This window comes from Pseudomonas sp. R62 (assembly GCF_000257605.1).
GTDB classification, from domain to species: domain Bacteria; phylum Pseudomonadota; class Gammaproteobacteria; order Pseudomonadales; family Pseudomonadaceae; genus Aquipseudomonas; species Aquipseudomonas atacamensis.
In genome coordinates this window covers 2,242,685-2,255,127 of the sequence record NZ_JH635998.1, presented here as the reverse complement: position 1 = coordinate 2,255,127, position 12,443 = coordinate 2,242,685, and the positions used below count along the sequence as shown (strand labels likewise).

Here is a 12,443-nt window from a genome sequence, read left to right as displayed (position 1 = left end):
CATGGCGAAGGTCAGTACGTCTTCTTCGGACTTGGCCAGTGCACCGATATCGGCACGCAGCTTGGTCATTTCCGGCTTGAGCAGATCGGCCGGGCGCACGTCGATGACGTCTTCGCTGCCGATCGCCTGACGGCGCAGTTTTTCATTGACCACCCCCGGCGCCTTGCCGTAGCCGCCCTGCAGATACAGCTTCACTTCGTTGGTGATGGTCTTGTAGCGCTCGCCGGCCAGCACGTTGAAAAACGCCTGGGTGCCGACAATTTGCGAGGTTGGGGTCACCAGCGGCGGGAAGCCGAGGTCTTCACGCACGCGCGGGATTTCTGCGAGCACTTCGCCCATGCGGTTCAGAGCGCCCTGCTCTTTCAACTGGTTGGCGAGGTTGGAAATCATCCCGCCCGGCACCTGATTGACCTGCACACGGGTGTCGACGGCGGTGAATTCGCTTTCGAACTGGTGGTACTTCTTGCGCACGGCATAGAAGTACAGGCCGATTTCCTGGAGCAATTCCAGATTCAGGCCGGTGTCGTACTCGGTGCCCTTGAGCGCGGCGACCATTGATTCGGTGCCCGGGTGGCTGGTGCCCGAGGCGAAGCTGGAGATCGCGGTGTCGATGTGGTCGGCACCGTTTTCGATCGCCTTGAGCTGGCACATGGCGGCCAGGCCAGCGGTGTCGTGGGAGTGGATGAACACCGGCAGCGACTGCTCGGCTTTCAACGCGCGCACCAGTTCACCGGTGGCGTATGGAGTCAGCAGACCGGCCATGTCCTTGATCGCCACCGAGTCGCAACCCATGGATTCCATTTGCTTGGCCTGGGTGACGAAGGCCTCGATGGTGTGCACCGGACTGGTGGTATAGGCGATGGTGCCCTGTGCGTGTTTGCCGGCAGCCTTCACCGCTTCGATGGCCACGCGCAGGTTACGCACATCGTTCATCGCATCGAAAATGCGGAACACGTCGATGCCGTTCACCGCTGCCTTGGCGACGAAAGCTTTGACCACGTCGTCGCTGTAATGGCGATAGCCGAGCAGATTCTGCCCGCGCAGGAGCATTTGCAGACGGGTGTTGGGCAACGCCGCACGCAGTTGGCGCAGGCGCTCCCACGGGTCTTCCTTGAGAAAGCGCACACAGGCGTCGAACGTCGCGCCGCCCCAGCATTCCAGCGACCAGTAGCCGACCTTGTCGAGCTTGTCGCAGATCGGCAGCATGTCTTCGGTGCGCATTCGGGTGGCGAGCAGCGATTGGTGAGCGTCGCGCAGGATGGTGTCGGTAACGAAGATCTTCTTAGTCATTGGTATCTCCTCATAGCGGCAAGCTTCAAGCTACGAGCAGCAAGAAAAAGCCAATGTGCTTTTACTTGCCGCTTGCAGCTGAAAGCTCGCAGCTGCTTCATTCATAGGCCTGCGTGGGCGGCGATGGCGGCGGCGATGGCCAGGGCCAGCTCTTCGGGTTTGCGCTTGATCGAGTAGTTGGTCAGTTCCGGGTGGCTTTCAACGAAGCTGGTGTTGAACTGGCCGCTACGGAATTCCGGGTTGCGCAGGATTTCCTGGTAGTACGCGGCGGTGGTCTTCACGCCCTGCAGACGCATGTCGTCCAGCGCCCGCAGACCACGGTCCATCGCCTCTTCCCAAGTCAGCGCCCAGACCACCAGTTTCAGGCACATCGAGTCGTAGAACGGCGGAATGGTGTAGCCGGTGTAGATTGCCGTGTCGGTGCGCACGCCCGGGCCGCCGGGGGCGTAGTAACGGGTAATTTTGCCGAAGCTCGGCAGGAAGTTGTTCTTCGGGTCTTCGGCGTTGATACGGAACTGCAACGCAAAGCCACGGTGCTGAATGTCTTCCTGCTTCACCGACAGCGGCAGGCCGGAGGCGATGCGAATCTGTTCGCGGACGATGTCGATGCCGGTGATTTCTTCGGTGATGGTGTGTTCCACCTGCACCCGCGTGTTCATTTCCATGAAGTACACCTCGCCCTCGGCGAGCAGGAACTCCACGGTGCCGGCGTTCTCGTAGCCCACAGCCTTGGCTGCACGGACCGAAAGGTCGCCGATGTAGGCGCGTTGTTCCGGGGTCAGCTGCGGGCTCGGCGCGATCTCGATCAGCTTCTGATTGCGGCGCTGGATCGAGCAGTCACGCTCGAACAGATGCACGACGTTGCCGAAGCTGTCGCCAAGGATCTGCGCTTCGATGTGCTTGGGATTGACGATGCATTTTTCCAGGAACACTTCCGCCGAACCGAACGCCTTGGTGGCTTCGGAGATGACCCGGGGGAAGTTCTGTTCGAGTTCTTCGCGGCTGTTGCAGCGACGGATACCGCGACCGCCACCACCGGAGGTGGCCTTGAGCATTACCGGGTAACCGATGCGGTCGCCCTCAACCAAGGCTTCTTCGATGCCGGAGACGTTGCCCTCGGTGCCGGGCGTCACCGGTACGCCGGCCTTGATCATGCTGCGCCGCGCTTCGGTCTTGTCGCCCATGCGCCGGATGACTTCCGCCGACGGGCCGATGAATTTGATACCGCGCTCAGCGCAGATTTCCGCCAGCTCGGCGTTTTCCGACAGGAAACCGTAGCCGGGGTGCAGCGCATCGCAGCCGGTTTCCACGGCCAGGTTCACCAGCTTGCGCGGGTTCAGGTAGCCGGCCAGTGGCTCGGCACCGACGCTGTGGGCCTCGTCCGCACGCTTCACATGCAAGGCATGGCGATCGGCGTCGGAGAAAATCGCAACCGAGCGAATGCCCATTTCGGCGCAGGCTCGTACGATGCGTACGGCAATCTCACCACGGTTGGCGATCAGGATCTTTTTTATCACTTGGAAATTCCCTTGAGCCGGTGGCACCACGACCTGCTGGAGCCAGGTCGACGCGTGACCAAATGTTTCAATTCAGTCGCAGGTCCACACTAGCGCTGCTGAGGGATTAACAAAAATGAATAAAAATTGGGTCAGGCATAAGTAAAAACTTATAGTCTGAACATCCGTGTTCCATGAGAGCCTGAATAAAATGCGTAAGTCATTGATGCGTATGACATTGCGTCAGTTGCAGATCTTCAATGAGGTGTGTGATTTACGTTCCTACAGCCGCGCCGCCGAGGAAATGTCCCTCACACAACCGGCCGTGAGCCTACAGATTCGTCAGCTTGAAGAGCTGATTGGCCAACCGCTGTTCGACTATGTCGGCAAAAAACTCTACATGACCGAGGCGGCGGAAGCCCTTCAACGCGCCAGCCGCGACATTTTCGGGCGCCTGGAAAACCTCGACATGCAACTGTCGGACATGCAGGGTTCACTGCAGGGTCAGCTGAAACTGGCAGTGGAATCGAGCGCGAAATATTTCGTGCCGCATCTGTTTGCTGCGTTCAAGCGCCAGCATCCGGAAGTCAATTTGCAGCTGACGGTGGTCAACCGTGGCCAGGTCATTCGCCGCCTCTCGGACAATCGCGATGATCTGGTGATCATGTCGATGGTGCCGCAGGACATGGGCCTGGAATTTCTGCCGTTCCTCAACAATCCGATTGTCGCCGTGGCGCGCCCGGATCATCCGCTGGCGCACATGGGCCCGCTGCGCTTGCAGGATCTGGAGCCGTATACGCTGCTGATCCGCGAGCCGGGCTCGGGCACGCGTCTGGCCTGCGAAGAATATTTCAAGGAAAAGCGCGTGCATTTCACCCAGACCCAGGAAGTAGCGTCCGCCGAAGCCCAGCGCGAATGCGTGGTGGCGGGTCTGGGCCTGGCGCTGTTGACGCGCCACGCCCTGAACCTGGAGCTGGCGACCGGCGGCCTGGTCGAGCTGCCGGTCGAAGAGTTGCCGCTGCTGCGCAGCTGGTGTCTGGTGCAGGCCAAAGCCAAGCGGCTGTCACCGGTGGCGCACGCCTTCCTGGCGTTTATCCGCAGCGAGCGGGCGCAGATTATTGCGATGGTTGAGCGTTTCGACGGGAAGCTGCGGGGCTCGCCTGCCAGTGCGTGATCTCGGGAAAATCGCCGATCTCGGCCTGAAGCTGGCGAAGTTCGAAGCGATCTTCGATTGCGCGGCGAAATTCCATGCGGCGCTGATCTTCCTGCTGACGACGGGTTTTCGCGGCGCTGTTGCGTTCTTCGTAGGGCTGAGCCATTTCGAGTCTCCCAGGGCGAGTACGGGAGTTTCACGATAGGCGTGGGGGATGACGATTTGGCTGCGCGGGGATGACAATGTGATGAAATGTGCGCAGGGATGTGCTGTTGTTGAAGACGCTTTCGCGAGCAGGCTCGCTCCCACATTTGATTCCGTTATGACCCAGAATTTATGTTCTCAGGAGATCTCCTGTGGGAGCGAGCCTGCTCGCGAACAAGGTCGGAACGACCTTGCTCAATCATCCAGGGCTTTCACGGCTTTTGGAGACAAACGCAAACTGCGCAGACTGCGCTTCACGCTTTTGAGGTGATTGACCAGGCTCGGCCCGCGCGCCATGGCCACGCCCATTGCCAGCACGTCGATCACCACCAGGTGGGCGATTCGCGAGGTCAGCGGCGTGTAGATCTCGGTGTCTTCGTGCACATCGATCGCCAGATTGACGGTCGACAGTTCGGCCAACGGCGTCTGGCTCGGACACAGGGTGATCAACGATGCCCCGCTCTCGCGAACGAGGTTAGCGGTGATCAGCAAATCCTTGGAGCGCCCTGACTGGGAAATACAGATCGCCACATCGGTAGGCTTCAGCGTCACAGCCGACATCGCCTGCATGTGCGGATCGGAATACGCCGCTGCGGTCAGCAGCAAACGGAAGAACTTGTGCTGTGCATCCGCGGCCACCGCACCGGAAGCACCGAAGCCGTAGAACTCGACACGCTGCGCCTGGGACATCAGCGTCACCGCGCGCTGCAGCTCCACCGGATCGAGCTTCTCGCGCACTTCCATCAAGGTGTGCAGCGTGGTGTCGAAAATCTTCAGGCTGTAGTCGGCGACGGAGTCGTCTTCGTGGATCGCGAACTGGCCGAAGCTGGCGCCGGCGGCCAGGCTTTGCGCCAGTTTCAGTTTGAGATCCTGAAAGCCGGAACAACCGATCGCGCGGCAGAAACGCACGATGGTCGGCTCGCTGATGCCGACGCTGTGAGCCAGGTCGGCCATGGAACTGTGCATCACTGCCGCAGGGTCAAGCAGCACGTGGTCGGCGACCTTGAGCTCCGACTTGCGTAACAGGTGACGTGACTGGGCGATGTGTTGCAGCAGATTCAAGGGGCTGGACTCTTCTTGTGGGCAAGGATGTAGCAAGCTTGTAGTTATACTACATGAATGGGCATTTTGCCTGCTCAATGCGTAACTCAATGTCCCGGCATCAGGCACGCTGAGGAGCATGTAGCCCTTACTGCGGGTTTTTCTGATCACGCAAAAGGCCGGCCAGACAAGCAGCGTCTACCGGCCGGCTGATCAGATAACCCTGCACTTCGTCGCAGCGTTCGGCGCGCAGAAATGCCAGCTGATCCTCACGCTCGACGCCCTCGGCCACGACTTTCAGGGCCAGCCCGTGGGCCATGGCGATGATCGCGCGAGTGATCGCCGCGTCCGCACTGCCCTCGCTCAAGCCGCGAATGAACGCCTGATCGATCTTCACGTAATCCACCGGAATGCGCTTGAGGTAACTCAACGACGAATACCCGGTACCGAAATCATCGATCGCCAGTTTCACTCCCAGATCGCGCAGTTGCTGGAACGTCGCAATGATGTGTTCGACGCTGTCGAGCAAATGACTTTCGGTCAGCTCCAGCTCGAGGTAGTGCGGCGCCAGCCCGGTTTCTTCCAGCACCTGCCGGACCAGACTGACCAGTCTGCCCTGACGCAACTGATGCACCGACAGGTTCACCGACACGCGGATCGGCGCCAGGCCCTGGCGCTGCCATTCGCACGCTTGCCAGCACGCCTGACGCAAAACGAATTCGCCGATCGGCCCGATCAGACCGGTCTCTTCGGCCAGGCCAATGAAGTCCGCCGGCGGCACTTGGCCCATGCTCGGATGATCCCAGCGCACCAGCGCTTCAGCGGCATTCATGCGGCCGGTTTGCAGGCACAGTTTCGGTTGGTAGAACACCGTCAGTTGCTGTTCTTCAATGGCTCTGCGCAGGTGGTTTTCCAGCTGCAAACGTTCGAGTGTGCTGGCTTGCAGACTGTCGGTGAAGAACTGGAAATTGTTGCCGCCCAGATGTTTGGCATGCTGCATGGCCATGTTCGACTGGCTGACCAGCGCCGAGATCTCACGCGCGTTGTCCGGCAACAGGCTGATGCCCATCGAAGCGCTGACCACCAGTTCATGCCCGTCAACGCTCAGCGGCAAACGCAGCTTGGCCGACAACCGCGTCGCGACCCGTGCGAGGCTCGACAGATTGCCGTAGGCATCGAACAGCACGGCAAATTCGTCACCGGACAGGCGCGCAATGGTGTCGGCTTCCGGCAAGGCATTGACCAGCCGCCGGGCCATCTTCTGCAGGAGCTGATCGGCGACTTCATGGCCGAGACTGTCATTGAGCAATTTGAAGCGATCGAGATTGATGTGCAGCAGCGCCAGACTGCGGCGCCCGCCCTGGCGCACCCGCTGATGGGCTTCGTGCAGACGCTCGCGGAACAGTGACCGGTTGGCCAGGCCGGTGAGCTCGTCGTAATGGGTCAGATAGCGCAGGCGTTCTTCCGAGGCCCGCCGCGCCGAGAGATCGGCGAAGAAGCCGACGATGTGGCTGACATTGCCACGGCTATCACGCACGGCATTGAGTTGCAGCCACTGCGGATACAGCTCGCCGTTCTTGCGGGTTTCCACGAGTTCGCCCTGCCAACTGCCGTACTGCTCCAGCGCATGACGGATCGCCACGTAGTGACGACGGGCATCGCGGCTGCACGGCAACTCGACGACGTTGCGCCCGAGCATGTCGTCTATCTCGTAACCGGTAACCCGGCTGAAAGCCTGGTTGATCGCGATCAGCGCGTATTCCGGGTCAAGAATCACGATGCCTTCGCTGGCCGCTTCGAACACCGTCGCCGCCAGCCGCTGCTGCTCTTCGAGGCTTTTGCTGGCGCTGATATCGCGGCGAGTGCCGACCATGCGAATCACCCGGCCGTTGGCGCTGCGTTCTACGGCGCGGCCACGGTCCTCGATCCATACCCAATGGCCGTCGCCGTGGCGCAGGCGATATTCGACCTGATAATCCTCGGTGCGCCCCTTCAGATGCTCGACCAGGGCGAACTTGAGTGACGGCACATCTTCAGGATGCAGTCGTGGCTTAAGGTCGCGCAGCAGCGCGGTGACGTATTCCGGGGCGAGGCCGAACAGTTCCTGAATCTGCGTGTGATGGACCTCGTCGGTCTGCAGGTTCCAGTCCCACAATCCGAGCTCACTGGCCTTGAGCGCCAGCGCCAGGCGCGCTTCGCTTTTGCTCAGGGCCTGATTGGCGGCATCCAGTTCGCGGCTGCGCTGGGCCACGCGATCTTCGAGATCTATCTGCGCTTCACGCAACTGCGCCTCGGCACAGCGGCGCTGTTCGATCTCTTTGCCCAGCTCCTGATTGAGTTGTTCGCTGCGCGTCTGCGCTTGCTGCAAATGCTCGATCAGGTGCTGATTCTGGAAACGCCGAAGCAATCCACGGTCGATCAGCCGATTGACCTGCCACGCCACCACGCTCAACGAACCGAGCAGGATCAGACCCAGCCAGCCCCAGCCCCGGGCCTGATCGTCGCCGCCCCAGAACAGGTAGCCGATCGCTGGCAGCAGGCAGGGCAAGGTAAACGAGAGGAACGCCGGCAGGCTCACCGCGTAGGCGACACTGGCGGACAGCGTTGCCGCGCCGATCAGGCCAAACACCCAGGCTTGCTGCATGAAGTTGTCAGCGGGTACCAGAGCGATGCCGGCTCCCGCCAGCGTCAGGCCGGTCATGGTCGAACCGAGCAGGAACATGCGGAACCAGATCGGCTGGGCCTGACGATCGGGAATCGCCGAATCGAACGCAGCTACCTGAATCACCCGCAGCGCGACCAGCGACAGCAGCCACACCAGCCAGACGCTGACCACGAAGTAGCGCTGCGGGCTCCAGAGCAAAGCGGCGCAGACCAGACCATTGATCAACATGAACAGCGTGGGCAACAACGAGCCCTGATACAGCAGACGCGTGCGCTCCACCGCCATTTCGACGGCATAGTGCTTGCGGATCACCCGGGGGTCCACGGAGGGCCCCGACAGTTCGGCGCTGAAGATCATGGGCAACGTTCTTGTTCTTATAAGGAGGGCGTGCGCCCGAAACGTGCACGGAGCATACACAAGCCGATCCCGATGCCAAACTGCTGCGGATCACAATTGCAGGGAAATTTTCCGCCGCTTGCGCACCGCTGCAACCCCTCAGGCGAGACGGGCCGAAGCCTGCAGCCAGTGACCGACCGGTCGTCATCGGCAGCACTTTCATCGGCTAATGCAACGCACGGTTTGCCCGGGCCTGCGGCGCACCCTAGAATGCCCCGATGCGCGATGATCTCTCCCTTCTGCTGAACTCCCTCAACGATGCCCAACGCCAGGCCGTAGCAGCCCCCGTTGGCCGTCAGTTGGTCCTGGCCGGCGCCGGTTCCGGTAAAACCCGAGTGCTGGTGCACCGTATCGCCTGGTTGATCCAGGTCGAAAACGCCTCGCCTCACTCCATCCTGTCGGTGACCTTCACCAACAAGGCCGCTGCCGAGATGCGCCATCGCATCGAGCAGTTGCTGGGCATCAACCCGGCCGGCATGTGGGTCGGCACCTTCCACGGCCTCGCGCACCGCTTGCTGCGGGCGCACTGGCAGGAAGCGGGCCTGAGCCAGACCTTCCAGATTCTCGACAGCGATGACCAGCAGCGTCTGGTCAAGCGGGTGATCCGCGAGCTCGGTCTGGACGAGCAACGCTGGCCGGCGCGTCAGGCGCAGTGGTTCATCAACGGCCAGAAAGACGAAGGTCTGCGGCCGCAACACATTCAGGCCAGCGGCGACCTGTTCCTGGCCACCATGCGCGGCATCTACGAAGCCTACGAGGCAGCGTGCCTGCGGGCCGGCGTGATCGATTTCTCCGAACTGCTGCTGCGCGCGCTCGATCTGTGGCGTGATCACCCCGGCCTGCTGGCGCACTACCAAAAGCGCTTCCGGCATATTCTGGTCGACGAGTTCCAGGACACCAACGCCGTGCAGTACGCCTGGTTGCGCCTGCTCGGCAAGGGTGGCGACAGCCTGATGGTGGTCGGCGACGACGACCAGTCGATTTACGGCTGGCGCGGGGCGAAGATCGAAAACATCCATCAGTACTCTTCCGACTTCCCGGACTCCGAGACGATTCGTCTGGAGCAGAACTACCGCTCCACCGCCGGCATCCTCAAAGCCGCCAACGCGCTGATCGCCAACAACACCGGGCGTCTCGGTAAAGAGCTGTGGACCGACGGTGGCGACGGCGAAGCGATCAACCTGTACGCCGCGTTCAACGAGCACGACGAAGCCCGTTACGTGGTGGAAACCATCGAAAGCGCGCTGAAAACCGGTCTGGCCCGTAGCGATATCGCCATTCTGTACCGCTCCAACGCCCAGTCGCGGGTGCTCGAAGAAGCCCTGCTGCGCGAGCGCATCCCGTACCGCATCTATGGCGGGCAGCGCTTCTTCGAACGCGCGGAAATCAAGAACGCCATGGCCTACCTGCGTTTGCTTGAAGGTCGCGGCAACGACGCGGCGCTGGAGCGGGTGATCAACGTGCCGGCGCGGGGCATCGGCGAGAAAACTGTCGAAGCCATTCGCGAGCATGCGCGGCACAGCGACGTGTCGATGTGGGAAGCGATGCGCCTACTGGTGGCCAACAAAGGCCTGACCGGGCGCGCCGCGAGTGCGCTCGGTGCGTTCATCGAACTGATCGAGAACCTCGCTGCAAAGTGCGCCGAGATGCCGCTGCACCTGATGACGCAAACCGTCATCGAGCAGTCCGGCCTGATCGCTTATCACGAAGCGGAAAAAGGTGAGAAAGGCCAGGCCCGGGTAGAAAACCTTGAGGAACTGGTCAGCGCAGCACGCAACTTCGAGAACACCGAAGAAGACGAAGAACTGACGCCACTGGCGGCGTTCCTCGGCCACGCTTCGCTGGAGGCCGGCGACACTCAGGCCGACGAGCACGAAGACAGCGTTCAGCTGATGACCCTGCACAGCGCCAAAGGCCTGGAATTCCCTTACGTGTTCCTCGTGGGCATGGAAGAAGGTCTGTTCCCGCACAAGATGAGCCTGGAAGAACCGGGGCGTCTTGAAGAGGAACGGCGTCTGGCTTACGTCGGTATCACCCGGGCGATGCAGAATCTGGTCATGACCTACGCGGAAACCCGGCGCCTGTACGGCAGCGAAACCTACAACAAGGTGTCGCGTTTCGTCCGCGAGGTGCCCAAAGGCCTGATCCAGGAAGTGCGCCTGTCCAATAGCGTCAGCCGACCGTTCGGCGGCAACCAGTCGATGAGCGGCAGCAGCCTGTTCAGCGGCAGCGAGATTCCGGAAACCGGTTTTGTGCTCGGTCAGGCCGTACGTCACTCGATCTTCGGCGAGGGCGTGATCCTCAACTTCGAAGGCTCCGGCGCCCAGGCCCGGGTGCAGGTGAACTTCAGCGAAGGCAGCAAGTGGCTGATGCTCGGCTATGCCAAGCTGGAAGCGATCTAACCACCGGCACTGAAGCCATGTGGGAGCGAGCCTGCTCGCGAAAGCGGTGTGTCATCAAGCATTCGATTGCCTGACACGACGCCTTCGCGAGCAGGCTCGCTCCCACAGATTATGCGGCGCAAAGGTAACAATCCCTCTGAACCTATCGCCTTTTCCTACAGACAAAAGTACATCGGCTGATTGCCTCGCCAAGCTGAACGCAACCTGTCAGGCAAAAGCCCGAAACACTCTCTCGCTAGCCAGTAACACTTCAGCTGTGCAACATGGCGCGCGTGTCTCCACAAAACGGGAATACCCTTTATGAAACGTTTTCTTAGCATCGCCATGGCGTTGTGCATCGGCCTGACGATGAGCCTCGACGCCAACGCCAAGCGCTTTGGTGGTGGCAAAAGCGCCGGCGCTGCGCCGACGCACCAGACCAGCCAGATGGCTCCTTCTTCTCCAGGCGTGGGCGGCGCAGCAGCGACCGCTGGCGCTGCCGGTGCTGCTGGCGCCGCAGCCAAGGCCGGCGGTGCTTCGCGCTGGCTCGGCCCTCTGGCGGGCATCGCCGCCGGTGGCCTGCTCGCGTCCATGTTCATGGGCGACGGCTTCCAGGGCATGCAGATCTTCGACATCCTGATCATGGCCCTGATCGCGTTCGTGATCTTCCGCTTCATCGCCGCCCGTCGTCGCAAGCAGCAGGAGCAATTCGCTCCGGCCGGCGCGCCGATGCAGCGTGAAGTGTTCGAGCAGAAGCCTGCCGCCATGGGTTCGATCTTTGGTGGTTCGGCTGCTCCGGCTGCCGCCCGTCCAGTGATCAACGCACCGGCCTGGTTCAACGAAGAGCGCTTCCTTGAAGCTGCGCGCAGCCACTTCCAGTCGCTGCAGCAGCACTGGGACGCCAACGAAATGGACAAGATCGCCGAGTTCGTGACCCCGCAAATGCTTGAGTTCCTCAAGCGTGAGCGTGCGGATCTGGGCGACGGCTTCCAGTCGACCTACATCGACAACCTGCAGGTTCAGCTGGACGGCGTCGACGATCGTGCCGACAAGACCATCGCCACCCTGACCTTTACCGGCGTGTCGAAAACCTCGCGTTTCGACCAGGGCGAAGTGTTCAGCGAAAGCTGGAACATGGAACGTCCGCAGGGCGACAACCAGCCTTGGCTGGTCGCCGGTATCCGCCAGAACGGCTGATCCCTGCTGCGCTTCACTTGCGGTAACAGAACCCCGGCCTCGGCCGGGGTTTTTCATTTCACGGTTGCATCTATGGCGAGCTACTGTATAAACCGGCCCATATAAACCGCGCCATTCAAGCAAGAGGATCCCGGACGTGGAAGAAATCATCGAACAACTGCGCGAAGCCAACGAACCCGTGCCGGTTCCATTGGAATTGCCAGACGAAGACCAATTGGTGGAGATCGAAGAAGAACTCTTCATCAACATTCCGTTCGTCTTCAAAGAGTTTTTGCTGACCGTCAGCGACGTGGTCTATGGCAGCCTCGAGCCGGTGACCGTCACCGACCCGCAATCGCACACCTATCTGCCGGACGTTGCCGCCAATGCCTGGGACGCCGGCGTGCCGCGTGACCTGATCCCGATCTGCCAGGACGGCGACGACTACTACTGCGTTGAAGAAGACGGCACCGTGGTGCTGTGGTCCGGCGAAGAAGAGCTGATCACCGAAGAATCATGGGAATCGGTGTGGCACTGGGCGCGGGACGTCTGGCTGGAAAGCTGATCCGCCACACGCCCCGGCAGGTCAATGCCCCGACGACTCCTTGTGGTTGTCGAGGGTTTCCAGCAAGGCCACCTGC

At 61.2% G+C, this 12,443-nt stretch carries 9 protein-coding genes; 4 read left to right on the top strand and 5 right to left on the bottom strand.

Annotated features, from left to right (window positions below; translation table 11 throughout):
- Positions 1–1,290, bottom strand: a 1,290-nt coding sequence (locus tag OQK_RS11140) for a pyruvate/oxaloacetate carboxyltransferase (protein ID WP_016772454.1), incomplete at its 3' end; no start/stop codon positions are given.
- Between the two features lie 101 nt (positions 1,291–1,391).
- The gene (locus tag OQK_RS11135) at positions 1,392–2,807 is read right to left on the bottom strand and encodes an acetyl-CoA carboxylase biotin carboxylase subunit (RefSeq protein WP_024014853.1); all 1,416 of its coding nucleotides are present in this window, start codon (positions 2,805–2,807) and stop codon (positions 1,392–1,394) included.
- A gap of 190 nt (positions 2,808–2,997) precedes the next feature.
- On the opposite strand from OQK_RS11135, the gene OQK_RS11130 reads away from it, so the two are divergent.
- Positions 2,998–3,960, top strand: a complete 963-nt coding sequence (locus tag OQK_RS11130; RefSeq protein ID WP_016772452.1) for a LysR family transcriptional regulator — start codon at positions 2,998–3,000, stop codon at positions 3,958–3,960.
- Here OQK_RS11130 and OQK_RS29205 read toward each other — a convergent pair.
- From OQK_RS29205 to OQK_RS11115, 3 genes are all read right to left on the bottom strand, one after another.
- Entirely contained in the window at positions 3,902–4,105 is a 204-nt protein-coding gene (locus OQK_RS29205) for a PA3496 family putative envelope integrity protein (protein ID WP_081489844.1), read from the bottom strand. The genes OQK_RS11130 and OQK_RS29205 overlap by 59 nt on opposite strands.
- Positions 4,106–4,338: 233 nt before the next feature.
- On the bottom strand, positions 4,339–5,205 hold the full coding sequence (hexR, locus tag OQK_RS11120; RefSeq protein ID WP_007962240.1) for a transcriptional regulator HexR: 867 nt from the start codon (positions 5,203–5,205) through the stop codon (positions 4,339–4,341).
- 127 nt (positions 5,206–5,332) lie between these two features.
- Positions 5,333–8,206 (bottom strand): EAL domain-containing protein, encoded by a 2,874-nt coding sequence (locus tag OQK_RS11115; RefSeq protein ID WP_038860855.1) that lies wholly within the window; start codon positions 8,204–8,206, stop codon positions 5,333–5,335.
- A 257-nt stretch (positions 8,207–8,463) separates the two neighbouring features.
- Between OQK_RS11115 and uvrD the strand changes: the two genes are divergently transcribed.
- From uvrD to OQK_RS11100, 3 genes are all read left to right on the top strand, one after another.
- Complete coding sequence (uvrD, locus tag OQK_RS11110) at positions 8,464–10,647, top strand: DNA helicase II (RefSeq protein ID WP_016772450.1); 2,184 nt, start codon at positions 8,464–8,466, stop codon at positions 10,645–10,647.
- A gap of 300 nt (positions 10,648–10,947) precedes the next feature.
- Positions 10,948–11,823 (top strand): Tim44 domain-containing protein, encoded by an 876-nt coding sequence (locus OQK_RS11105; RefSeq protein WP_016772449.1) that lies wholly within the window; start codon positions 10,948–10,950, stop codon positions 11,821–11,823.
- A 136-nt stretch (positions 11,824–11,959) separates the two neighbouring features.
- Positions 11,960–12,367, top strand: a complete 408-nt coding sequence (locus OQK_RS11100; protein ID WP_007954245.1) for an SMI1/KNR4 family protein — start codon at positions 11,960–11,962, stop codon at positions 12,365–12,367.
- Positions 12,368–12,443 lie beyond the last annotated feature (76 nt).

Coding starts and splice junctions, on each gene's coding strand:
- OQK_RS11130 (WP_016772452.1), top strand. CDS start 2,998: ATGCGTAAGTCATTGATGCGTATGACATTGCGTCAGTTGCAGATCTTC.
- OQK_RS29205 (WP_081489844.1), bottom strand. CDS start 4,105: ATGGCTCAGCCCTACGAAGAACGCAACAGCGCCGCGAAAACCCGTCGT.
- OQK_RS11115 (WP_038860855.1), bottom strand. CDS start 8,206: ATGATCTTCAGCGCCGAACTGTCGGGGCCCTCCGTGGACCCCCGGGTG.
- uvrD (WP_016772450.1), top strand. CDS start 8,464: ATGCGCGATGATCTCTCCCTTCTGCTGAACTCCCTCAACGATGCCCAA.
- OQK_RS11105 (WP_016772449.1), top strand. CDS start 10,948: ATGAAACGTTTTCTTAGCATCGCCATGGCGTTGTGCATCGGCCTGACG.